Here is a 23658-nt window from a genome sequence, read left to right as displayed (position 1 = left end):
AGATTTAATTGACCTGTTTAAAAAAAATCCCAATCTGATTACTGTATGCAGCTACAAGGCTGCCAAAATTTACGAACCACCGCCGGAATTTTCTCAGGTTCAATTAAATAACCAAGTGGGTTTCAGCAATTTAGTTAAAGACGAAAAATCTAACGATAAAGGCGAGAGCATTCGCATTCAACCTTTATCTTATCACCCGAATCTTTCCAGTTTTACCGACAATTGTAAAAGTCCGAACAGTTTCAGTTTGTTGTTAGCTTTGCGGTTTTTGGAAAATCAAGGCTATAAAATGGAGAAAAATGCTAATGAAGAGTTGGTAATTGGGGGTGTTAAATTTCCGAGATTGGCTGTTCGTACAGGAGGATATCAAAATATAGAGGCGGGAGTAAATCAAATATTGCTCAACTACCGAGCCAATCCGAAACCTGCTTTTAAAGTGACGCTTCAGCAAGTTTTGGAGGGGAAAATCAACGCCGATTTAGTCAGAGGTAAAATAGTGATAATCGGTCACGCATCGGAAGCTGCCAGAGATAATTCGGATACTGCTTACGGTAAAATGCCGGGAGTGTGGATTCAAGCTCATATGGTGAGTCAAATTCTCAGCGCGGTTATTGACAAAAGACCGCTGTTGTGGGTTTTGCCTCAGTGGCAAGGATTTCAGTGGGGTGATGCTATTTTTGTGTGGCTGGCGGCTTTGGCTGGCGGGCTGTTGGCTTGGCGCGGGCGATCGCTCTTAGTGTTGGTAGCGGGCGGAAGTTTTGTAGTTTTTGTCTTGTATCAAGCTGCGATCGTCATGTTGAGTTTTGGCGGTTGGATGCCGTTAATTCCTTCAGTTATAGCTTTGATTTGTACGGGTTGTATTTGGTTTATTTACGACCGTTATGCGCTCAAAAGGTAATTGCAAATAGTTTGAGTTTACCATTTTTATGTATCAAATACGATGGCATTTATTGTGGGCTTTGATTTGGGCGATCGGCTCTGCATCGGCGGTTGCCAATTCTCCGCTCAAAGTATCAACAACAACTAATACAAATCCCCCTTCTAATACCAAGCCAGGAGCAGGACTCGACCCAACGAACTTGTCTTGCAAAAAAACCGATCGCCCGCTTACTGCTTTGAGTCCCCGCGATAATTTCCGATCGACTACTTCTGAGCATCCTACTTTTTGGTTCTACATTCCATATTCCCCTGAAGATATCAAAAAGGGAGAATTTGTGTTGCTGACTTTAGACGAGAAAACTTTAATTTACGAGACTGCTTTCGAGCTACCTAAAACTCCGGGGATTGTGAGCATTAGTTTGCCCCCATCTCCAGAGTATGCTTTGGCAGAGGGGAAGTCTTATCGCTGGTACTTGAGATTGTACTGCAAAAACAGTACGCGCTCTCGATCGGATTTGGCGGTAGATGGATGGCTGAGTCGGGTAGCGGCGACTGCGGAAACTGAGCGTTTGATTAATGCCGGCGCACCTGATATTTGGTACGATTCGCTGACTCGTTTGGGCAATTTGCTGTTAGTTTCGCCGGCTGAAAAATCAAGAAATGATTGGAATAAGTTGTTAGAGTTTATCGGGGAAAAAGAGTTAGCTAAAGAACCGTTAGCGGGGCCAGTTGTGGTGGTTAAAGAGTAAAGTTGAAACCGGGACAAACTGCGAGGAGATTGCCCCTACCGCCCACCGGAATTTTGGACGGGCGGGTTTTACCAGAAATTTTTAAGGGATAGAAATAATATTAAATCCGGGTTAGTCACCTCCGTTATGATGGTATGGTGCGTCGCTCTTTAATCTTTGTCAAGAGCCAGAATCTTCGCAGCGACGCACCCGGAGGATGATCAAGAATCTCCAAAACCCGGATTTCGCATGATATCGTTTCCGGCTGCATCGTCAGGTGATAAATTAGAGGGCAATTCATGAATGATTTTTACAAGTCGCCACCTATCTCGGCGCAATTTTCAGTTGTTGGATTCACAGTCAACAGTCAACAGTCAACATCATATTTGAGTGCAATCGGAATTGATCTGAAAGGTACATTTTGAATCCTACACTTTGTCTTTGGCGGGCGGAACTAAACGGGTTTTATTCAAACCTGCATCAATATCCCTGAGCAATTTAAAATCATCTTCGGGTAAAGAATTAACAGGTGAGTGTTTTTCTAGAAACGAGAATGCTTGCCGAAATTGAGGGGGGTTGGAGTCGATCGCACTATCGAAGTGACATGGTACAATTTTGTCAAAATCCCAACTCGCAACTCGATCGGCCCAATCGAGAGTTTCCCTCGGCGCGCGGTTGAGAATCCAAGTCTGCAACACCGGGGCTACCAGCGGCCGCCCTTGTCCCCGCAAAGCCTCGAACGATCGCACCCAATCAGTTTTCCACTGGAACGGATACAACCCAAAATAAGCTTTTCTAGAGCGTTCTGGCGCTTTGAATGCGTTAGCCAACACTCCCGACCACGGCGGCACTTCCAGGACGCTGGGGCGAAAGTACGCGGTAAATAAGGCGATTCTCTGCCATCCTTTGCGCCGATTTTCGTGGGTGTCTGCCACCAAGTCCGAGGCGCTGTCTTTGGCGTGAAACAGCAGCGGGTAGGGGTCGAATTGAACGATCGCGGGCGGGTTTTCGGGAATGGCAATTACCGAGTCGGTTACGATTAGGGTGCGCGATCGCCTGTGAAACAAGGCAACTTCGGCAAAGGATCCCAAACCGAGGTCGATCGGGCCGAGGATTGCCCAGTCAAATTCACCTGCTAAGGGCGTGCTGCTGCTGTCGCAGGGCAGTACAGAGGTGCGTTTCGCGGGCAAACCCAGCCAACTCAGGGGCAAATTGAGCGGAAAACTCCAGTGCCCGGGGGCGACAAACACCAGGGCTGCGGGAAAACATTTAGCAAACGGGCCGACAAAAACTTTGTGTTCGATGCCCGAAACTGTTGTCAGCAAAATATACTTAACTTCGCCGTGCTCTGCGACTAACTCGTTTAGCAAGCGGATGCACTCGGGAGTTGGTGCGACGGGGGCGTAGACTAGAAGGCCTTGGGGTTCTAGTTTAATTACTGTCATCCGCACCGGCACAATTACGTAGAAAATGCCTTGGAGTTGGTCAAAAGTCCAGATGGTGTCTTTGACTATTTCTTTGCGGATGGTGCGCCGCTTGCTGTAGGGATAGATTGGGACGATCGGCCAAAATGGCCAGGAATAGTCCCGATTGTGAATCTGTGCTGGTGTTGGTGTGTCTTGGCCCTGTGTCACTCCGCGACTCCTTGCCGATTTTTTTTGTACGTGCGTGCGATCGAACTTTTGTTATCTTATTTCAATTTTGGGATGCCGATTCGAGCAGTTGAACAGGGGTTAGGGGCGATTCTTGCTGGGGATAGCCGCGCTGCGGGTTTTTGGAATATTCAAAGCTGGAATTGCCCGTGGGGAGCCCAAACCCGGTTTTTACGAGTTTTGGGATGAGTCAGGAGAAATAAGAGGATGAGTTTCAGTCCCGTTGCCGGGATTGAGTTAATTGAAAGCCTTGGAGACTTTAGAGGCTTCCAATCCAAATCCAAAGTTTCAGTCCCGTTGCCGGGATTGGGTTAATTGAAAGTCGCGCAAGGTTCGATGCGCGGTTTGTCGTATATCTGTTTCAGTCCCGTTGCCGGGATTCAGTTAATTGAAAGTTGAGATTGGGCGAGCGGACGAAGTAATTGCAAAGTTTCAGTCCCGTTGCCGGGATTCAGTTAATTGAAAGCCGCTAGCTAATTTAAACCCAAGGCTAGGTAGTTAATGTTTCAGTCCCGTTGCCGGGATTCAGTTAATTGAAAGCGAGCGACGGGCTCAATCCTTATCAAACTTGGGCAAAGTTTCAGTCCCGTTGCCGGGATTCAGTTAATTGAAAGCTCGTTTACCTACGTTCCTGCAAACTGATGAAAAAATTAATGTTTCAGTCCCGTTGCCGGGATTCAGTTAATTGAAAGATTAAAATATTTCATTTAATCAATTGCGATCGAACGTTTCAGTCCCGTTGCCGGGATTCAGTTAATTGAAAGATGACTCTTTCCCGACGCCAGGGGCTGGCAAAGTGGGGTTTCAGTCCCGTTGCCGGGATTCAGTTAATTGAAAGGTTATGGTTCGAGATTGGTGAGAGTGACGGAAGAATAGTTTCAGTCCCGTTGCCGGGATTCAGTTAATTGAAAGTTTTGAGCATTGTTGTTTTGCTTTGTGTATGCTTGATTATGAGTTTCAGTCCCGTTGCCGGGATTCAGTTAATTGAAAGTCATATTTCCCTTTGCCGTCGCTTCCCTTTTGGCTTAAAGTTTCAGTCCCGTTGCCGGGATTCAGTTAATTGAAAGCATTTCCGCCCTCGAAACCCTGCTCAGTGTTTATGGGGGTTTCAGTCCCGTTGCCGGGATTCAGTTAATTGAAAGTTTTATGTCAAACCCACTTCTTTACGCCTCAATTGGCACGTTTCAGTCCCGTTGCCGGGATTCAGTTAATTGAAAGCGCCGCCATTCTGCGAGAAATTCTTTCATGCCGTGGTTGCGTTTCAGTCCCGTTGCCGGGATTCAGTTAATTGAAAGCTTAGGCATTTTCTTCTCTTTGGTTTCCGGCTCATGTTTCAGTCCCGTTGCCGGGATTCAGTTAATTGAAAGTCGCGATCGAATACTGGGCAAGTGGGCACACGTAGACCGTGTTTCAGTCCCGTTGCCGGGATTCAGTTAATTGAAAGCTCTACGAAAGATTGATTGCCTTGCATCGCTTCTAATGTTTCAGTCCCGTTGCCGGGATTCAGTTAATTGAAAGACTTCAGCTTCCCTCTGCTTGATCAAAAGTTCGATCGCTTTGTTTCAGTCCCGTTGCCGGGATTCAGTTAATTGAAAGTTAACCTCTAATGAAGGTCAACGCCATGAATTTTAAGTTTCAGTCCCGTTGCCGGGATTCAGTTAATTGAAAGCGGCACCGAAAGATCCCGACAGTTGGCGGACACCGAAGTTTCAGTCCCGTTGCCGGGATTCAGTTAATTGAAAGTAGCTTCTTCTATTCTCTTGGCTATGTCGAGAGAATATTGAGTTTCAGTCCCGTTGCCGGGATTCAGTTAATTGAAAGCCATCGTAAGGACTCCTAATGGTAGTTAACTTTGCAAGTTTCAGTCCCGTTGCCGGGATTCAGTTAATTGAAAGGCATCAACATCTTTGAAGTCGCCGTATGCTGTGATATGTTTCAGTCCCGTTGCCGGGATTCAGTTAATTGAAAGTCGCTATTAGTGTTGCCAGAAAACCTCAACCTGAATAGTTTCAGTCCCGTTGCCGGGATTCAGTTAATTGAAAGTGAAATAAATCTGATCGAAAACCCAGACTTAGCACGTTTCAGTCCCGTTGCCGGGATTCAGTTAATTGAAAGTCTAAGAGCGCGGGTTTAAGCGCGTCCAGCACTGTGTAAGTTTCAGTCCCGTTGCCGGGATTCAGTTAATTGAAAGTAGTAACCGCTAGGCGTTTTCTAGGGGAGATAGACGTGTTTCAGTCCCGTTGCCGGGATTCAGTTAATTGAAAGTCAGACCAGTGACCGACAGTGCCGTACTGTGAAGAAAGGTTTCAGTCCCGTTGCCGGGATTCAGTTAATTGAAAGTTGAAATGGCGCTAGTAAGCTGCCGACCGAATCGGGTTTCAGTCCCGTTGCCGGGATTCAGTTAATTGAAAGAATGGATTAGGTTTGCTAACAGTTTATGCTCTCAGAGTTTCAGTCCCGTTGCCGGGATTCAGTTAATTGAAAGCTTGGCGAGGGTGTGGTCAGGGTTAGAGATTCCTACATGTTTCAGTCCCGTTGCCGGGATTCAGTTAATTGAAAGCTAACCCTCGCCAAGCTTCACCTCTTCCCAGTCCCGCTGGTTTCAGTCCCGTTGCCGGGATTCAGTTAATTGAAAGTTGATGCTTTACCTGATTTATATCAAGTAAGAACAGTTTCAGTCCCGTTGCCGGGATTCAGTTAATTGAAAGGCAATCGCGCACGAGCAAAAAGAATTCGCGTACAAAGTTTCAGTCCCGTTGCCGGGATTCAGTTAATTGAAAGCCTCATCGGTTCGTCCATTGCTTCGAGAATGCGAGTTTCAGTCCCGTTGCCGGGATTCAGTTAATTGAAAGGAGTTCGAGAGAAACCTATTAAAGGAGCGCACCCAAGCGGGGTTTCAGTCCCGTTGCCGGGATTCAGTTAATTGAAAGTTCTGTTGAATCTTCTGCTGAATCTTATCTTGAATGGTTTCAGTCCCGTTGCCGGGATTCAGTTAATTGAAAGGATCCTATTATTCTGCACAAGTACAGATAAATTATCGTTTCAGTCCCGTTGCCGGGATTCAGTTAATTGAAAGTCACTCCTCCTCGCCCGGTGTCCGCCAATATAAAAAGCGTTTCAGTCCCGTTGCCGGGATTCAGTTAATTGAAAGCTGAAATCTCGCAACACTAAATTAACAAGTGCGTCTACATGTTTCAGTCCCGTTGCCGGGATTCAGTTAATTGAAAGATTATCATAATAGGTAATCCAGTTGTGTAAAGAAGTTTCAGTCCCGTTGCCGGGATTCAGTTAATTGAAAGTTTAGCTTCAACACTCAAACAAGAACACAAAATATGGTTTGTTTCAGTCCCGTTGCCGGGATTCAGTTAATTGAAAGTCTAATTCAGTCTCTGTAAAGGATACAGCAACTGATCTGTTTCAGTCCCGTTGCCGGGATTCAGTTAATTGAAAGTCCATAGTTCAACGTAAAATAAATTGGTTGAGCTACGTTTCAGTCCCGTTGCCGGGATTCAGTTAATTGAAAGCCAACACGATCGATGTGTCCGAAGATTTGAGCTTGGGGAGTTTCAGTCCCGTTGCCGGGATTCAGTTAATTGAAAGGCCGCCCCCCAGAACCCAGTCACAGAGAGCATTCTGAAGCCGATTTTCGTCAACCTCAATTTTACCTTCATTACAGCCCCGCTTATTGCTACGCATTCGCAACAATTCAAACGACCCAAACGTTGAAACTATTAACTTGTCAAGGTTCTGGCGTTTTTCGTCAACCTCCACAAGATTTGCCCTCACTTCGGTTCACGAAAATCATCATAGATCGATCGCCATTATCTGTCAATCAATTTGAGATTAAAAATTGTAGAATCGACCCCAGCAAAAAACCCAATTCCCAGACAGCGCGATCGGGTTTTTCTATTTGAGGTCGATCGACCCTACCTACATATTAATAAACAATCGCCCCTTCCTCCCTAGGCTTCTCGCAACCGTAAGTAATTGTCCGCTTCACCGAACCCGCATCCAAAACATAAATCCGCACCGCATCCTCCTCCGGCCTAATCAACTTTTCAATCTTCTGCTGAAGCTTCACAAACTGCACCGCCGTCAAAAAACACTCAAAAACACTGTACTGCGTCCACTTTCCATACCCGCACAGCAACTTGTGCAGCCGAGTCCGCCGCTTGTTCGCACCATCCGTATCCGGCAAATCGTAAATCACCAAATAAAACAAAGTATCCTTCATTTTTTCACCGCAAAACTAAAACTTTGTAAATCAATGTAGGGGTAGTGCCCCCGTGCCTACCCCTCTACCCCTCTTGCAATCACCGCAAAACTAAAGGCTTGTAAGCAACACCTTCCTGCAAGTGCCGACCCAACAGCCGAGCCTGCAATTCGATCGCCCGCCGATAAGTACAGCGGTACCCAAAAACCGGATGATTGAATTCATCATTCATCTTCCTATCAAAAGCCTGCAAAAACCGCTTCCGACTGCTATCAGAAAGCCGGTAAGCCCCCAAACTTTCCGTAAAATCCGCCGGTTCAAACTCCCGCCGATTCAACACCGACAGCACCAAACTATCAGTTACCAAAGGCCGAAACTCCTCCATCAAATCCAGCACCATCGCCGGTTGGCCCCGACTCACAGCGTGCAAATAACCAATATAAGGATCCAGTCCCGTAACATGAACCCCAGTCGTTACTTGCACCCGCAAAAGTCCGTAACCAAAACTCAACAAAGAATTCACCGGATCCGTAGGAGGACGGCGATTTCGTCCCGGAAAAAACCACGGTTCTTTCAACATCCCAGCCCAAGCACCAAAATAATTCTTAGCCGCCAAACCTTCAACCCCCATAACCTCTTGTAAAGTCTGCTTTTCGGCCACCAACTTCTTATTAGCTTTCAGCGGATTGTCCTTAATATTTTGGCGGTACAAAACCGTATGTTGATTTTGAATCTTCGCCGTCACAATCGACTTTACCAAATCCAGCCTTTTCGCCGCATCGCAGTGCAATTGATACTGAGCCAATCTCAGCGCCCCATTCCGAGAATACCCCGGCAGCGCCCCTCCCAAATACTTGCCAAAAACCGAAAGATAATGCACCGGAATTCCCAATTCCAAAGCATAAACCATCGCATCCCCCGTAACTTGAGGATTGCCAATCAGCACCACTTCCTCCACAGTTTGAGCCGGAACAGAATTTTTTTTCCAACTACCGTCTTCCTGCCGCAGCGCTAAAGTAAACGCCTCGTAAGTTTTGCTCAAAACAGCATCCGGCTGAGTCACATAAAGTACAGGCATAACTTAAATCATCTCCTGACGTAACTGTTTAACTTCAAAGGGCAAACAAATTCCTGACAAACTGCAAGCCTGACATTTTTTAGAATTATCTATCGGCGGCGGAATCGCACCCTCCACAGCTTTTTTAGCCGCCAAAATAGCCTCTTCCGTCATCTGCCGCAACCGCGCCGAAAACTCAACTTTCTCCCGGCGCTTGTTACCCGCATAGAAAATTTCCCCCCAATCAATCACCCGCCCGGTGCGTTCTTCCAAACACAAAGCAGCAGCGCAAAGTTGAAAATGGTCGTTGAGATACTTGCCCATTTTTCCCTTTTTGTACTCCAAAGGAATTAACAAACCGTCGCGCTCTTCCACAGCATCAATAATGCCGCTAACTTTCAGCCGATCGCTCCACACCCACTGCTGGCGGTGAATCAAAATACCGTCTGCTTCCACCGTTCCTTCCTCATCGATGTTTCGGTGCAAATAGCGCCCGATGAGAATATGTTCGTTATCCTCCATTTCCCCCAATTCGTATTCCAAATAAAATCGGCGGTGGCAATATTCCCAAGCATTCAGATAAGCCAAAGGCAAAAAATCTTCATTCATCTTATTTTTCCTTCAATTTTACCTGTCCCATACCCATTCCCACCTTTCTACCCACCCCCGAAAAAGCTGCAAACCGGGCGAGAACCGCAGCAATTTTAGCTTGTTCCGCATCCGGGAATTCGTATTTAACCCATCCAACCGCCCCAATTTCCGCTCCAGCTTTCATTTTCAGCGCCCGAGTTTGCACCTCGAAACTAGAAGTAACCGCGCTCCATTCCACAGCCGGAAATTGCAGCGCACTCGGAGCAAAAGCATTCCAGCGGCGCAGCAAACTGCCAAATACCAACTCCGGCAGCGGGAAGGGCTGAATTACCTTAATTTGTTTGAAACTGGTTGGCGAGAGAAATTCTAGGGCGATCGACCTTTTTCCGGGCAATTCTGCTAACATTTCATAGCTGCTAGCTTGCACGATTTCTACGCAATCTTCCAAGCGGCAAACTACGCCTGTCAAAGCAATATCCTTGCCGATATCCTGACTCAATCCCCACAGCAAAGCAGCCAGCAATTCCGATCGCAACAAAGCCAATCTCAAATATTTATGCTGGGGAGATTTGCCCGGTACGGCAACTAAAGCACCGGGAAAATCAGCTTGTTGGTGTACTTCCTCAGTCAGTGCGGGATTAGCATTTCCTATCCACTCAAAAAACTTAGCATGAACTGCCCTTCCCAAAGTAGGCGGCAGCACCTCCTCGGCCCGCAGCGGAATTTGCAAAACGTGCAGGGATGAAGAATCGACTTCAACTCCGGCAACTTCGCAAGCTTTCCCCTGCCAGACAACAGCCTTATTTCTGCTAATTTGCAGGCAAATAACCTGCATTAATTCTGGATAAAACTCCGGCTGCTGCAAAACTGCCATAACTTTTAAAACTCCCCCGCGCGGGGCGGTTGCCATCCAAATTAAGGGACGTTCAAAAGCAGGCAGCCACTCAATTAACGGTACTGAACGAGTTGAGGCGGCAGCAGGTTTTAATACTAAACTCAATCCGGCAAATTCCTGTTCAGAGTCTTTGGTAAAAGTCATAGCGGGCGCTGGTAGCTGTTAGTTTTAAGGGCAAAAAATCGGTGAGAATTGTGCGTTCTTTGTCAAGGGCCGCTTTTTTGGTAGAGAAAGGATTGATTTTGTCAAAAGTAGTGTTTTTGCCGAAATCGTCCATCAGCCCGACGGTGAAACTAAGGCTTAAATTGGGCTGGTAGAGGGGTTCGGCAGTAATTTGAGTTCGATCGGGCAAATACTGAAAAAAGCAGCCCCGCTTGCCAAAATAGTTGATCTGAGCGAACAATTGAGTCAATGCGGGCGATCGATCGTTGGCGGCGCAGTGAATCTCCAAATTGCCTTCCAAATAAATCCATTCGCGAAATACAAATCCCCCCTGCATCGGAAGCGTGAGTCGAGTTTTATCGGCTTTATCCGCCGTTTGATCGTAGTAGCGGAGTTTGTAACCGTTGCGGTTGACAACCAATCTTTCGGGCGGCCGCACCCAAATTTGCAAGTCTCGAATCCAAGCAAATTCCCCTTCTATCCACTCGTCAAAATCGCTGGAATGCAGCGCACCTTCGCTTTCCAACAGCACTTTTAAAAGTGCCATTTTAATCGCGTAAGGAGTCGGGACTAAGTTAGAACGGGCGGCCATGCTGGTAGCGTCGGAACGTTTGAGAGAAAATAAACTAACGGGTTGGTAACTAACACTTAGCCACTGGTTAGATTCACCTCCGTTGAGGGCGGGCACGGGGGCACCGCCCCTACGGGAGGGGGTTTGAGAATTTTGAGGATTATTCGATCGCTTCGGCACTGTTGCTCTCCCAGGGTGCAGATAAGGTGATTAATTGTTGAATTTGTTCTGCAAATTCTGCCATTGTTTCAAAACTAAACAGCCGAATTGTTCCCTCTCCGTTTATGCGGTTGAGAGTGTTCGCGAGGCTTTCGATTTGACGGTGATAGTCAGTATCTAAAGGGCTAATTATCGGTGCGGGACAGCGGCGCGTGCTGACAGCAATGATGCCTTCAAAATGGTCGGAATGGGGTAAATTTGTGTTGCGTTTCGCGCCGTTGGGTTGCAGGTAAGTGTAGAGCACACTTTTGAGCAAAGCATCGAGGCGTTTTTTGCGATCGCCCGCTGCAATGGCATAATTAAAAGTGTGAGGATTGTAGCCGATCCGAAACGCTTCGATATTCAAAACAGTTGCGTACAAACCCGAACTAATTTGCACGTTGTAAGGAGTAGGATTGTCAGTCCCGAATTTAGCGTGAAAGTAACTCTGGGTTTTGACAAAACTGGGTAAACCGACAACAGCGCCGAATTCAATAACCGACTCGCGTTTGAGAGTTTGTCCCTTTTTCTCTGTCACCATAAAGCCTTCTAAATCGCTAACGGTACAGAGTTGCAGAACTTTCGCAGTTTTGGCAGCTAAATTTGTTTCCGGTTCGGCAAACAAAGGCGTTTTTTGCTGTTCGGCTAATTCGATGTCAAAACCGATGCGATCGGGATTGAATTGTCTGCCGCCTTCCGACAAAGCCAGTTCGCTTTCGAGGCAAATTCGGTGCAAATGTTCCGCCTGAATGTGTTTGATCGCGTCTCCCGAAACTCCGTTCACAAATTTAGGTTCCGGGTCGCCTTTTTCCACAATATAATAGCGGCGAGTTAAAGATTGATTGCCTTCATTACCTTCATTGTTCAGGGCGTGTAGCTGCCAGGAAAGCAAGCCACTGAGCGAAATCGAATAAACGGGAAAAGTTGAATTTGTCATGGTAAGTAAGTGAGTAAAGATTTACAAATTCCAGCTACGAACAAGTTTTATTCTGGTTCTGCAAAATCTTCGGGTTCGGCAGTTGCGCTATTTTCTTTTACCGAATCATCGGGCGAATCACTCTGAGCTTTCGGCCATTTTGCATAACCGTAAGCAATCAGCAAATTCGCCACTAAAACGGTATCGAATTCGTTGATAAGTTCCATCAATCTGTCTAAATCTTCTTTTTTTGGTTGGACTCGCAGCAAGCGCTTGCCTTGCTTGAGATAACCTTCCAACAGCCGCAAATTCTCCGCTTCGTACTTAGCCAAAAAATCGGCGATCGCACAAACAAAATCCTTTTTAGAACCCGACTGACTGCTCAAAAGTTGTGACAAACCGTACTGCCGCTGCCAATCTAATTCTTTCGCCCCATCTTTCGTCTGAACTTTCCCCGCATAAACTGTTGCTTGATTGATCGCTTTAGCAATGCGGAGAAAACTTTCATCTCTAGTAATTGTGATGAAATCGGCATCTTTTTTGGTCATCGTATTGAGTCCTGTTACAGAAAATAAACGGGGTGATTTAGATTTTGGATCGGCGAGGCGCTTGACAGCAAAATCTGCATAACCGACTTGAAACGGAAAAAAGTTGCGGAGATTGTTGCCAGCAATAAAATCTCGGTAAGCTGCTAACAATTCGCTGTGTCCTTCTTCGGACGACAAAGATATTATAACTGACAAATGTTCTTTTAAAACACTTTGATAATCGCCAATTTCATCATAATTTTGCGGGTAAATCCAGCCGGGAAGTCCGAGGGTAAAAATATCTTTAACTCCGTAAACTTGACCTTTTGAGCCAAAATGCGTGCCGCTAAAACCGCCGACAAAGCGATCGACTGATTGCCAAATTTCCAACTCATCTTCTACTTGGCCTTCAGCGTGTGCCTGATGGTTGTCCAGCAGCGTTTGACAGAATCTCAGGACTAATTCAGCATCAAATCTAGCAATGCCGTGTCCGCCACCAGGGGGGTTGTAGACGCGCAAAGTATCAAGGACTTTGCGGTATTCTCCCAAGGAAATATTGCTGGGTTCCAGCGCAACCGCGCGCCAATCGTAAGCGCTTTCAGAGATTTTGATGCGATCGCACAATGCAAAATTAAACAAACCGCCAGCAATCAACCACAAACTCAAGCCATCTATTTTTTGAGGATCGGTTTTGTTGCTATCAGCCTTCACTCGGTTAACACCTTGAACCGCTGTCGCTAAGTATATTTTTACTGCATTTGCAGTCTCGAACAATTTCTCTTTTGTAGCCTGTTTAAACAGTGCAGAAACTTGCTGAGTTTGAGATGTCGATTCGAGGCTAAATCCTTGGAATAAAGCAACAATAAACTTGCCGTAATTGTTGCTGAGATTTCGCCCTTGCAGCCACAAATCGTTATGATTTTTCTCGTGCCTCATTGACACTAAGATTGTCCCGTTTTGAGTCCTCGGATCTGGAGGTTTTGGGGATTCTTCTATAAATTCAGGCCTGCCGCGCTGCTGATACAAATAATCGCGGTACAGCTTTCTAATTTCTGTGTTTTTAACAGTATCGAAAGGCGTTGTATCGGCGGGAATTTGAGTGCGATCGGTTTTTGCGCCGCATACCGGAGGAAAAGCATCGGCATAAGTCAGTTTGGAAATAGCTTCGAGATTGACAGGCTTTTTGAACTGAATGCAGTAGCGCCTTCCTTCATCCACAAGCTGCATTTGTGTTTTTTGTTTGCTTCTCGCCAGCGCATCTTCAGCGACTAAAGCCAATCCCAGCATTAAAAATGTGTCGGCGTATGTACCGAATTTTTTGATGACAAAAAGCCGATCGACTGTCACTGCTTTTACCTGAATTTATTTGATTAATTTGATTGTACCACCGCAACGGAAAGGGGGTATTCCAATTTGCAGGTGCGTCAGGCGATTTTCGATTGACAATTGTCAAATCTAAAATTGCACCGATCGCATATCGCACAATCTCAAAGCGCGCACCACCAGCGAATACAGTTGCAAATATTCAATTGCATCCGCATCGAACCGATCAAGTTCAAAAATTTTCACATCATAACAATTGCGACTGAATTTAGGACTTTTCTCCGGTAAAGACAGAGTTTTCGGTAAAAAACGAATTAGATTTCGCCAACCCGAATCGATCGCCCTTTGAGCATTTGGATGCAATTGAATCGGCGACATTGCAGCCACATTTTTACTCAGCCATCCTTTCGCCCAAGCCGAATGGTGCCGCCCTGCTGCTAAAATAACCGCATGACAAATATATTGAATTTGCTCGCGATCGGCCTCAAATTCATCTTCCAACAGCGGCACGAGAACTTGTTTGAGAATTTCCCTCGACAAAAACGCGCCTTCTACAGCGTGATTCGGTCGTTTGTGCTGCTTTTCCCAAGCTTTTAACGCCTGTTTTTGACTTGTTTTGCCCGGATCGAAATCAGTATGCGCCAACAATTCTGACTTGGGATTTCTGCCGCCAAATTCGCGCCACGCAATCTCCTGCCATCCCCTCATTACTTCCTGCCATTTTACTTGCAACTTGCCCAAATCGTGAGTAAAAATTGCCAACAACACCAAATATTCAAACAGCGCCGCTGTATCTGCTGCTGTCGCTTCAGGAAATATTTTGCTGCGAATCAACCGCCCTCCCGCTGACAGCAACTCATCCCGAACGCTGCTGTATTTTATTTCGCAAACAGTGCCATTTTTTAGTATTTTTGTCATCAAAGGTTCGCGCCAGCACTTCCACATTAAAACTAAATGACCGACATAATTATCCATGCGATATTTGTACTCGCTAGCGATTTGTTTTTTGGCTTTGTCCGGCGACGCAAAGCCGTTGCCTTGTTCGTGAATATCGATGATTAAGCCAACCTCTGCGTCGTAAGAAATGTAGCGCGGATTGACCAAAATTTGGACGCTGCCGAGCAAATCTGCGGTCGATTTTATGGGAGTACATATCGGTTGACTGTAAGTTTCGGCGCGGCTGGGCGAGGGGTGTTCAATTCGCTTGAATACCCATTCGCTTGCATATTCTAACTTTTGAAATTGCCGCCATACTTTGCACAAGATTGTCGCGGGCAGGGAGAAAGGTAAAAGTTTTTTAAGGTCGATTTGTTCGTCCTCAAAATCGATGAAACTTGCTGTTTCCCAAACAAAAATGCTGCGACTGTCTACCAACCGAATTAAGTCGTTAGCAACACTGCGATCGCCCTGAAAGACGGCTGCATTAAACTTGCGATCGAACTCAGGGCGATCGTTCTGTCTGCGTCTGGCTTGCAGCGCATCTTCAGCGGTATGAACTCGATCTATCCACTCTACCTCCCTGCGAAAACCCACCGGGCGATCGGCCGTTTTTGACTGCGAATGTTCCTCTAAAACTTGCCAAGTAAGTTCGCATATTTCGCGATCGTAAGGCAAAAAGTTAGGCCGCTTTTCTGGATTATTTTCATCTTCGCCACCCTCCAGATCGGATGTTGACAACTCCGAGTCAATCTGCGACAATTGAAAAGAACGGTAAACAAAAACTTCCCCAGTTTCTCCCGCAAATCTCGCGCAGCGTCCCGCCCTTTGCAGCAAAGAATTCATCGGACAAAGCTGCGAGTGCATGACTTCGCAAGTAATATTAAGTCCCGCTTCGATAACTTGAGTAGCAATTAAAACTTTGCATTTTCCCTCAGCCAGCCAGTTCTCAGAAAATGCTGCTTGCAAATAAGTTTCTTTATTCGCCCTGTCTGCTGGCAAAAACCGAGAATGCAGCAGCGTAATTTCCAAATCATTGTTGAAATCTGCCGCTTGTAAATCTTTAAAAATACCTTGAGATTGAGAAACAGTATTGCAAATTACAATGACTCGCAGGCGCGAGTTTTGCTGAATGTCGCCGAGAATAACACTAGCCGTCAAGGGGTTGGATACAGCACGAAAAGTCCGGCAGCGGTTGCCTTCAATTTCAGCTAAATCAGTATCTTCAACTTTAACTAATTTCATTGTTAATTTCCTCGATAATCCGATTGGCAAGTTCGTCAGTCAAAGTAGCGGTCATCAGCAAACAAGGGGAAATTCCTTTAACTTGCTGCAACACTTTCATAACCGCAGTAAAAGAGCGATTTGGATCGAGTAAATGCAGTTCGTCGAAAACTAAATAAGCCGCCAAGATTGCTCCAGAATTGACATTAGCAGAACCGATCCCGACTGAATAAGGTATATTCAGAAAACTGCTCAACATTTGGTCGATCGTACAAAAAACAATATCGCCTTCAAATCTAGGGTCTTCCGGGTTTTCTCCAGTTTGTAGCGTTACCGCCAGCGGGCGAGCTAATTGATGAACTTGCGACCAATTTTTGACTAAAATTTCGGTTCTTTGGCGGAGGCTGTTAGCGAGGGTTCTGAGCGGAACAACATAGATGAGTTTTTTGGGGAAGTCGAGGTTGAGAGTTTGGGCGAACAGAAAAGGGGCGATCGCAGTTTCAGTTTTGCCCGCACCCGTCGGCGCTCTCAGCAGCACATCTTCGCGATTGAGGATTTTTTGGATTGTTTCTGTTTGGAATTGTCGGGGTGCAAATCCAGTGAGCACGCGAAAGTATTCGTCGATGTCAGTATCTGTATAAAATGTCTTCACGGCTCAAAATCCAGTTTGGGCGATCGCGCACAGAAGCTGATATAATCCTAAGTTTCTGTACGCAATATTATATCCGCTCAAATACCACAATAAAAACGGTTTGTAGTGAGGACTTTAGTCCGCATCGCTCCGAGCACTTTAGTCCTCATTACCAACTAATTTTATGACGATCGTGCGAGCGGATATAATAGAATTCCTCAAAAATCTACAATCAAAACCCCAAAATTGATATGACTCAAAACTACCGCATCACTCTTTTACCAGGAGACGGCATCGGCCCAGAAATTATCGCTGTAGCGGTAGATGTCTTGAAACTTGTCGGCAAACAATTGGACATCGGCTTTGAATTTCAAACAGCTTTAATGGGCGGCGCTGCTATTGACGCAACAGGCAATCCGCTGCCCGAAGAAACTCTGGAAAAATGCCGCAACAGCGATGCAATATTATTAGCAGCCATCGGCGGTTACAAGTGGGACAACTTGCCCAGGGAACAGCGCCCAGAAACCGGACTTTTAGGACTGCGCGCCGGATTGGGTTTGTTTGCAAATTTGCGCCCTGCAACTATTTTACCCCAATTAGTCGATGCTTCTTCCTTGAAAAAAGAAGTTGTCGAAGGCGTGGATATTATGGTAATCCGCGAATTAACTGGCGGCATTTATTTCGGCAAACCAAAAGGCATTTTTGAGACAGAAACAGGGGAAAAACGCGGTGTGAATACAATGGCTTACACCGACTCGGAAATTGACAGAATCGGGCGAGTCGCTTTCGAGACTGCCAAGAAGCGCGGGAAAAGGCTGTGTTCCGTTGATAAAGCGAATGTTTTGGATGTTTCGCAACTGTGGCGCGATCGCATAATTTCCCTGTCTCAAGAATACCCCGATATCGAACTTTCTCACCTCTACGTTGACAACGCCGCCATGCAGTTAATCCGCTGGCCGAAACAGTTCGATACAATTGTCACCGGCAACTTATTTGGAGACATTTTATCCGACGCGGCGGCGATGCTAACCGGCAGCATCGGAATGCTACCTTCTGCTAGTTTAGGCGCATCCGGCCCCGGAGTTTTTGAACCCGTGCATGGTTCCGCACCCGACATCGCCGGACAAGATAAAGCAAATCCTATCGCCCAAGTTTTAAGTGCCGCAATGATGCTGCGCTACGGCTTAAATCAGCCGGAAGCTGCCGATCAAATCGAGCAAGCAGTTGTCAAAGTTTTGGATCGAGGTTATCGCACTGGCGATATCATGTCAGAAGGCATGAAACTTGTCGGTTGCAAGGAAATGGGCAATGCTTTAATTGAAGTTTTGCAAGGTTAATTTCGCTGCTAGGGGCTTCTTACCCTTTACTCGTTACTCGTTCCCAGGCTCTGCCTGGGAACGCATTTCAGGAGGCTCTGCCTCCATTAAAACAAAGCAAACGAGACAGAATTTTGGATGCTCAGCCTCCAGATATCAATTACTCGTTCCCAGGCTCTGCCTGGGAACGCATTTCAGGAGGCTCTGCCTCCATTAAAACAAAGCAAACGAGACAGAATTTTGGATGCTCAGCCTCCAGATATCAATTACCAGGATCGGCCTGGTAATTATAAATTATATACTTTAACTTTCGGCTGTCAACATATTAAATTCCTCGGTATTAATGCGATTTGCTTGATACAAAGTTTGAGCGATTTCCGAAAGCGCTAACACAGAATGTGCGCGATAACCGTTGGCCTGCAATTTGTCTTTCACACCCTGTTCGTGGTCGATCAAAACCACAATATCTTCCACATTCAACCCAGCAGATTTTAACTTGCCCGCGCCTACCATGACGCTTTTGCCGCTAATCAGAATATCATCGACTACTACAATGGTTTCTCCGACCTGAAAATGCCCCTCAATTAATTTACCCGCACCGTAAGTTTTCACCTCTTTGCGCGGGAAAATCATCGGACGTTCCATCCGCAATGCTAAACCCGTTGCTGTGGGTAAGGAACCGTAGGGAATTCCGGCAATGCGATCGAATTTTAAATCCTTGAGAATGTCTGCATAGGCGCTGACAATTTGATGGAAAATTTGGGGAATTGAGATGATTTTTCGCAAGTCGATGTAATATGGAAATATCGCGCCCGATGCTTGTACGTGGTCGCCAAAAACTACGCAGCCGATGTCATAAAGTTGCAAGATTAAATCGCGGTTGGGCTCTGGTTTCAAAAAGCAAACATCCGGCAGCCATAATTGGCAAGTGGGGCTGCCTGCGATCGCCCTTCGCCTCTGTTCGTTAATTTTATCCCGCAATTTCTCAATTTCTCGGCGCGGCTCTTTTCCCGCCAACAAACTCGGGGGGACTGGCAGCAATAAATCCTCCCCATTCTTGCTTAAACCGGCCGCCAGCAGTTGTGCGAGGTCGTTTTCTTCTGCAATGTCATTTTCTTCGGCGATGTCTCCTTCAACTAAAATCAGCCGTTCGGGAGCTGCTTGGCGGATGCGGGCCAACATATCAGGCATTACTCCTACTTCTAAACCGAGTTTTTCGGGAGTTCCCCAAGTCTGAGAAACTCGGACTAATTGCAAGTACAAAGGGTTTTCTGCTGTCGGGTATTCTTGCAGTGTGGCGGCTGACGGGTTGGCAGTGGCGCAGAGGACAAAAACTGTTTTTCCGGGATATAATAAAAATGGTGCTACTTCGTCGAATCCGGCATAGGGACTGAGAGTAATAGCGTCAAATTGCCAGTCTTGAAATACGGTTTTGGCAAACACTCCGCTGGTATTTAAGTCGCTGTGTTTGGCATCTAAAATTACTGGAATTTGAGGGGGAATTATTGTTAAGATTTGTTGCAGCAGTTCCCCGCCGGGGATGCCGAGAGATTGATAAAAACCGAGGGTGACTTTGCAGGCACAAATTAAATCGGATGTTTGGTCGATCGCACTTTTGAGCGTTGCCAACAAATCAGTCACAAAACTTTGAGTTTTTTCCGCTGTCATCGAAACCAGCGCGGGCAAGGTTTCCGGGTCTGGATCGAGGGCTAAATACAGCAAACTTTGATTGCTTTCAACAGCCGCTAACAGTTTATCGAAAAAGTTGCTTTTATGGGTCATAGTTGGTGAGAGAGGTAAGGAAAAATTACAAATTTGCCTCAGAAACTGGGATTGGTGTTGTGCCGGAATCAACCGCTCCCCGTTGAAGTTTAAATTAAGAATCTTTTCTAATTGTAGAAGGTAAAGACCATGAAATCTGTAACTTTCAAAGCAGTTTCATTTGGACTGATGTTCGGGTTAGTGGCAGGGGCGATTGCAGCTAATCCTCAGCAAGTCAACCAGTTGCTGCAAACCAACCAGTGTCCTGGATGCGATTTGAGAAGCATTCCCCTGCTGCAAGCGAGTTTAGCAAATGCCGATTTGCAAGGGGCGGATTTGAGAGGTGCAAATCTCAGAGAAGCTAATTTATCCGGGGCAAATTTGAGCGGGGCTTTCCTCGGGGGCTTCTTTGCGAAAAGCTAATTTAGCAGGTGCTGATTTAACTAACGCTAATTTAATTGGGGCAGATTTGACTGGGGCAAAATTGGACAATGCTAAGCTTGCAGGGGCGACTTGGGTTGACGGTAGTATTAAATAAGCTGTACTGTATTTAAATTTAACTTTTGGGCGCAGTCGGAGTACCTACTCCACAAGATTTTTTTAATAAAATCAGCGTACAAATAGAACCTGAACCTAAAGCAATATCCGCCTTAGAATGTGGATAGTAATGAATGATAAATTCGATCAACTTTTCGACTTGGGACGAGTTGCTGCAACGCTACGTTGACAATTTCGGGCGCGTCAATTATCGGCTCTGGAAAGCTGAGGGAGCCGATGTTTTGAAGGCTTGGCTGGCAACTTTGGCGGAGGTAGATTTAGCTGCTGTTACTGATCCCGACGCGCGACTGGCGCTGTGGCTGAATGCGTACAATGCGATCGCAATTTCTCAAGTTCTCGAAGTATACCCGATCGCCTCGATCCGTCCCAAAGTTTTGGGAATTCCGAATTGGCTAGCTTTTTTAGATTTTTTCACCCGTTCCAACTCAATAATTGGCGACAAAAAGTACAGTCTCAATCAAATCGAACACGCAATTTTGCGGCCTGATTTTGCGGAACCGCGCATCCATTTTGCCTTAGTTTGTGCTGCTGTCGGGTGTCCGCTGCTGCGTCGCGGAGCTTATTTCCCGGAGTCGGTGCGGGCGCAACTGGAAGCCGACGCTAACCGTTTTATTCGCAATCCCGACAAAGTGCGGTACGATGCTGAGAAAAAGACGCTTTATTTGAGTAAAATTTTTGATTGGTACGGCGAGGATTTTGTGAAAGCGGCGGGTTCGGTGGCTGCGTATGCGGGCGATTATTTGGGGCCGGAGGCGGCTGTCAGCAATGAATGGGCGATCGTTTTTTTGCCTTACGATTGGAATTTAAATCAAGTTGAGAATTGAGATTTTTTCTCAGCAGTATTTTTTTGATGGTTTATATATTAAGCTGTTGCGGCATTAAAACTGTATGTTAAAAAACCATCGAACAATGAGTGGGGTGGGCTGTCGGATCCGCCCTAAATATACAATGTTTATTTGCGCGACAGCTTACTCAGTGATTGGACTCGGAGGCGGAAAAATTAAAGTTGAAAAAGAATTTATGACGGCACAGATCCAAAATTACAGATTCAGCGTATATTACTAATGAATGCAGTACAAAATATCATGGGTTTGCACCGCTAAAAAATTCACCTTGCCTGTTGGCAGTTGAGCTGCGATCGCCCTTGGTTGCACAGCCAACTATAAAATACGGCTAAGCGATCGATATTTAGGAGTGTTGAGAGGAATTGGGGTGCTGGTTTATGTATCATTCGATCGGCCTGTAATACTTTTATGGCAACCAGCCCCTACAGCCTAAAATAATAAAAACTATCCTAAAAGTGCGAATTTGTGGTATTTTAACTCAGAATCCGGTAACAGTTAGGCAACGGAAGTATCAAATTTAGAGGGTGATTAGATCGTGGCAGACATTAAAGGCAGCGCACAAGGAGACTTGCTAGCAGGAACTCCCGAAGATGACCTGATTTTTGGTTTGATGGGGAATGACACAATTGCCGGAAACTCTGGTAATGACAGCATTTATGGAGGTAAGCAAAGCGATTTTATTCAGGGCAATTCAGGTCTAGATTCGCTGTTTGGAGATTTAGATAACGACATTATTAACGGCGGAGAAGATAACGATTATTTAGTAGGCGGAAAAGGCAGCGATTCTCTATCTGGAAACTCCGGCAATGATGTTTTGTCGGGCGATCGAGATACTGATATTCTGATCGGTGGAGACGGCGCAGACTTATTTGTTTTGAGGCGCTACGCTGAAGCTGACGGTTTCCGTACCAGTGGCGGTACGAATTTGGCAAATGCAGACTCGATCGCCGATTTTGCACCCGGTACAGATTTAATCGGTTTGGCGGGAGGTCTCAGTTTTAGCGACTTGAATATTCTGGAAGCTGGAAACGATACTGTTATTCAAGACCGGGTAACTGGAGAATTTCTCGCTACTCTCAGAGGCGTGAGACAAAGTACGATTAACCAAGCAAGCTTCACTACTAATATTAGCAGCATTGTTCCCAATCTCCCGCCTCCAGCCCGGACAACGGCTTATGCTTTAACTGCTGCTAATCGGATTGTCGGTTTTAATCTTTCCAATCCCGGAAGTGTCATCACAGATTTTCCCGTGACTGGATTGCAAGCAGGAGAAAGTTTGCTGGGAATTGATTATCGACCAGCTAACGGTCAACTTTACGGTGTTGGTTCTAGCAATCGCTTGTATACTATCAATCCGATGACTGGGGAAGCAAGTCCAGTCGGTAGCGGGCCGTTTGCTGTTCCCCTAACTCCGGGGGCCGCAGGTTTTGATTTCAATCCGACAGTCGATCGAATTCGGTTTATCAATCAAGCCGGTCAAAACGCCCGCCTCAATCCGAATAACGGCGCAATTGTCGATACAGACACGCTGGCGGGGGGAATTCAACTCGACGGGAATTTGGCTTATGCTGCAGGCGATCGCAATTTTGGGTCAACTCCGGGGGCTGCTGCTGCTGCCTATGCGAACAACTTTGCGGGCGCAACTTCGACGACACTGTTTGCAATAGACAGCAATTTGGATGTTTTGGTGAGGCAAGATCCACCGAATAATGGAGTGTTGAATACGATCGGATCTTTGGGAGTTGATGCAACTAGCATTCTCGGCTTTGATATCAGGAGTATTGACGGCCGCGATGTCGCGGTGGCGGCACTGGAAGTCGGCGGCATTTCGGGCTTGTACAACATCAATTTAAGTACCGGTCAAGCTTCCTTCGCCGGTCAAATTGCCGACGGCAGACAGATTGACGGTTTGGCTTTGCCTTTGCCTACAGCTTACGCCTTAACTGTCAGAAATGGCGCTGAAACAATTGTCGGTTTTAACGAGGCGGCACCGCAGGCAATTCTGAGCGACGCAGCAATCACGGGATTGCAGCCGGGAGAAAGTTTGCTGGGAATTGATTTTCGCCCCGCTAACGGTCAACTTTACGGTGTTGGTTCTAGCAATCGCTTGTACGCGATCGATCCGGTGACGGGCGCTGCAAGTCAAGTCGGTAGCGGGCCGTTTGCTGTTCCCCTAACTCCGGGGGCCGCAGGTTTTGATTTCAATCCGACAGTCGATCGAATTCGGTTTGTCAATCAAGCCGGTCAAAACGCCCGCCTCAATCCGAATAATGGCGCAATTGTCGATACAGACACGCTGGCGGGGGGAATTCAACTCGACGGGAATTTGGCTTATGCTGCAGGCGATCGCAATTTTGGCAATCTCGGCGCTGCTGCTGGGGCTGCGTATGCGAACAACTTTGCCGGGGCCGCTTCGACGACACTGTTTGCAATAGACAGCAATTTAGATGTTTTGGTGCGGCAAGATCCGCCGAATAATGGAGTGTTGAATACGATCGGATCTTTGGGAATTGATGCCGGTACCGTTCTCGGCTTTGACATCAGGAGTGTTGGCGGTAACGAGACTGCTTTGGCTGCGATCGATGTTGGCGGAGTTTCGGGCCTGTACAAGATCAATTTGACAACCGGTCAAGCTTCCATCGTCGGTCAAATTGGCGACGGCAGGGGATTTAAAG

The 23658-nt window shown here is 46.4% G+C and carries 19 protein-coding genes and 1 CRISPR repeat array; of the genes, 7 read left to right on the top strand and 12 right to left on the bottom strand.

What is annotated here, in order from left to right; translation table 11 throughout:
- Together IQ270_RS17005 and IQ270_RS17000 are read left to right on the top strand one after the other, a co-directional pair.
- A partial coding sequence (locus IQ270_RS17005; RefSeq protein ID WP_193974344.1) for a CHASE2 domain-containing protein occupies positions 1 to 898 on the top strand: 898 nt, incomplete at its 5' end.
- A 28-nt stretch (positions 899 to 926) separates the two neighbouring features.
- Positions 927 to 1628, top strand: coding sequence for a DUF928 domain-containing protein (locus tag IQ270_RS17000; protein ID WP_193974343.1), 702 nt, complete (start codon positions 927 to 929; stop codon positions 1626 to 1628).
- A 407-nt stretch (positions 1629 to 2035) separates the two neighbouring features.
- On the opposite strand, the gene IQ270_RS16995 is transcribed toward IQ270_RS17000, so the two are convergent.
- The 10 genes from IQ270_RS16995 to IQ270_RS16950 all read right to left on the bottom strand — a co-directional run bounded on the left by IQ270_RS16995 (position 2036) and on the right by IQ270_RS16950 (position 16524).
- A complete protein-coding gene (locus tag IQ270_RS16995; protein ID WP_193974342.1) occupies positions 2036 to 3241 on the bottom strand; it encodes a DUF4336 domain-containing protein in 1206 nt (401 codons plus the stop codon).
- 229 nt (positions 3242 to 3470) lie between these two features.
- Positions 3471 to 6859: a CRISPR direct-repeat array (repeat unit 37 nt; unit sequence GTTTCAGTCCCGTTGCCGGGATTCAGTTAATTGAAAG).
- Between the two features lie 337 nt (positions 6860 to 7196).
- Complete coding sequence (cas2, locus tag IQ270_RS16990; RefSeq protein ID WP_193974341.1) at positions 7197 to 7493, bottom strand: CRISPR-associated endonuclease Cas2; 297 nt, start codon at positions 7491 to 7493, stop codon at positions 7197 to 7199.
- Between the two features lie 79 nt (positions 7494 to 7572).
- Positions 7573 to 8550: a type I-D CRISPR-associated endonuclease Cas1d gene (gene cas1d, locus IQ270_RS16985; protein WP_193974340.1), complete on the bottom strand. Its 978-nt coding sequence runs from the start codon at positions 8548 to 8550 to the stop codon at positions 7573 to 7575.
- Between the two features lie 3 nt (positions 8551 to 8553).
- Positions 8554 to 9138 carry a CRISPR-associated protein Cas4 gene (gene cas4 / locus IQ270_RS16980; protein WP_193974339.1) on the bottom strand — a complete coding sequence of 195 codons (585 nt, stop codon included), beginning with the start codon at positions 9136 to 9138 and terminating at the stop codon, positions 8554 to 8556.
- 1 nt (position 9139) lies between these two features.
- Positions 9140 to 10159, bottom strand: a complete 1020-nt coding sequence (gene cas6 / locus IQ270_RS16975) for a CRISPR system precrRNA processing endoribonuclease RAMP protein Cas6 (protein WP_193974338.1) — start codon at positions 10157 to 10159, stop codon at positions 9140 to 9142.
- Positions 10137 to 10928, bottom strand: a complete 792-nt coding sequence (locus tag IQ270_RS16970; RefSeq protein ID WP_193974337.1) for a hypothetical protein — start codon at positions 10926 to 10928, stop codon at positions 10137 to 10139. Before IQ270_RS16970 ends, cas6 begins: the two co-directional genes overlap by 23 nt.
- On the bottom strand, positions 10909 to 11883 hold the full coding sequence (locus tag IQ270_RS16965; RefSeq protein ID WP_193974336.1) for a DevR family CRISPR-associated autoregulator: 975 nt from the start codon (positions 11881 to 11883) through the stop codon (positions 10909 to 10911). Before IQ270_RS16965 ends, IQ270_RS16970 begins: the two co-directional genes overlap by 20 nt.
- A 47-nt stretch (positions 11884 to 11930) precedes the next feature.
- A complete protein-coding gene (locus tag IQ270_RS16960; RefSeq protein WP_228056439.1) occupies positions 11931 to 13736 on the bottom strand; it encodes a hypothetical protein in 1806 nt (601 codons plus the stop codon).
- Between the two features lie 108 nt (positions 13737 to 13844).
- The gene (cas3, locus tag IQ270_RS16955) at positions 13845 to 15893 is read right to left on the bottom strand and encodes a CRISPR-associated helicase Cas3' (RefSeq protein ID WP_193974335.1); all 2049 of its coding nucleotides are present in this window, start codon (positions 15891 to 15893) and stop codon (positions 13845 to 13847) included.
- Positions 15880 to 16524 (bottom strand): DEAD/DEAH box helicase family protein, encoded by a 645-nt coding sequence (locus tag IQ270_RS16950; RefSeq protein ID WP_193974334.1) that lies wholly within the window; start codon positions 16522 to 16524, stop codon positions 15880 to 15882. The genes cas3 and IQ270_RS16950 overlap by 14 nt, the downstream gene beginning before the upstream one ends.
- Before the next feature lie 230 nt (positions 16525 to 16754).
- Here IQ270_RS16950 and leuB point away from each other — a divergent pair, with 230 nt between their 5' ends.
- Entirely contained in the window at positions 16755 to 17840 is a 1086-nt protein-coding gene (gene leuB, locus IQ270_RS16945) for a 3-isopropylmalate dehydrogenase (protein WP_193974333.1), read from the top strand.
- Positions 17841 to 18122: 282 nt separating this feature from the next.
- Here leuB and IQ270_RS16940 read toward each other — a convergent pair whose 3' ends face one another.
- Positions 18123 to 19601, bottom strand: coding sequence for a bifunctional orotidine-5'-phosphate decarboxylase/orotate phosphoribosyltransferase (locus IQ270_RS16940; RefSeq protein WP_193974332.1), 1479 nt, complete (start codon positions 19599 to 19601; stop codon positions 18123 to 18125).
- A gap of 129 nt (positions 19602 to 19730) precedes the next feature.
- Here IQ270_RS16940 and IQ270_RS16935 point away from each other — a divergent pair, with 129 nt between their 5' ends.
- The 3 genes from IQ270_RS16935 to IQ270_RS16925 all read left to right on the top strand — a co-directional run bounded on the left by IQ270_RS16935 (position 19731) and on the right by IQ270_RS16925 (position 20962).
- A complete protein-coding gene (locus tag IQ270_RS16935; RefSeq protein WP_193974331.1) occupies positions 19731 to 20003 on the top strand; it encodes a pentapeptide repeat-containing protein in 273 nt (90 codons plus the stop codon).
- Positions 19990 to 20118, top strand: a complete 129-nt coding sequence (locus IQ270_RS16930; RefSeq protein ID WP_193974330.1) for a pentapeptide repeat-containing protein — start codon at positions 19990 to 19992, stop codon at positions 20116 to 20118. The genes IQ270_RS16935 and IQ270_RS16930 overlap by 14 nt, the downstream gene beginning before the upstream one ends.
- A gap of 133 nt (positions 20119 to 20251) precedes the next feature.
- Positions 20252 to 20962 (top strand): DUF547 domain-containing protein, encoded by a 711-nt coding sequence (locus tag IQ270_RS16925; protein ID WP_193974329.1) that lies wholly within the window; start codon positions 20252 to 20254, stop codon positions 20960 to 20962.
- Positions 20963 to 21246: 284 nt separating this feature from the next.
- Here the strand turns inward: IQ270_RS16925 and IQ270_RS31955 are convergent, their stop codons facing one another.
- Positions 21247 to 21369 carry a hypothetical protein gene (locus IQ270_RS31955; RefSeq protein WP_255532450.1) on the bottom strand — a complete coding sequence of 41 codons (123 nt, stop codon included), beginning with the start codon at positions 21367 to 21369 and terminating at the stop codon, positions 21247 to 21249.
- Between the two features lie 149 nt (positions 21370 to 21518).
- Here IQ270_RS31955 and IQ270_RS16920 point away from each other — a divergent pair.
- On the top strand, positions 21519 to 23658 hold a 2140-nt coding region (locus IQ270_RS16920), incomplete at its 3' end, for a DUF4394 domain-containing protein (protein ID WP_193974328.1).

This window comes from Microcoleus sp. LEGE 07076, assembly GCF_015207455.1.
Lineage (GTDB): Bacteria > Cyanobacteriota > Cyanobacteriia > Cyanobacteriales > Microcoleaceae > Microcoleus.
This window is presented reverse-complemented; position numbering and strand designations above follow the sequence as displayed.

Coding starts and splice junctions, on each gene's coding strand:
- IQ270_RS16935 (WP_193974331.1), top strand. CDS start 19,731: ATGAAATCTGTAACTTTCAAAGCAGTTTCATTTGGACTGATGTTCGGG.
- cas1d (WP_193974340.1), bottom strand. CDS start 8,550: ATGCCTGTACTTTATGTGACTCAGCCGGATGCTGTTTTGAGCAAAACT.
- leuB (WP_193974333.1), top strand. CDS start 16,755: ATGACTCAAAACTACCGCATCACTCTTTTACCAGGAGACGGCATCGGC.
- IQ270_RS16925 (WP_193974329.1), top strand. CDS start 20,252: ATGATAAATTCGATCAACTTTTCGACTTGGGACGAGTTGCTGCAACGC.
- IQ270_RS17000 (WP_193974343.1), top strand. CDS start 927: ATGTATCAAATACGATGGCATTTATTGTGGGCTTTGATTTGGGCGATC.
- cas2 (WP_193974341.1), bottom strand. CDS start 7,493: ATGAAGGATACTTTGTTTTATTTGGTGATTTACGATTTGCCGGATACG.
- IQ270_RS16965 (WP_193974336.1), bottom strand. CDS start 11,883: ATGACAAATTCAACTTTTCCCGTTTATTCGATTTCGCTCAGTGGCTTG.
- cas3 (WP_193974335.1), bottom strand. CDS start 15,893: ATGAAATTAGTTAAAGTTGAAGATACTGATTTAGCTGAAATTGAAGGC.
- cas4 (WP_193974339.1), bottom strand. CDS start 9,138: ATGAATGAAGATTTTTTGCCTTTGGCTTATCTGAATGCTTGGGAATAT.
- IQ270_RS16940 (WP_193974332.1), bottom strand. CDS start 19,601: ATGACCCATAAAAGCAACTTTTTCGATAAACTGTTAGCGGCTGTTGAA.
- IQ270_RS31955 (WP_255532450.1), bottom strand. CDS start 21,369: ATGATACATAAACCAGCACCCCAATTCCTCTCAACACTCCTAAATATC.
- cas6 (WP_193974338.1), bottom strand. CDS start 10,159: ATGACTTTTACCAAAGACTCTGAACAGGAATTTGCCGGATTGAGTTTA.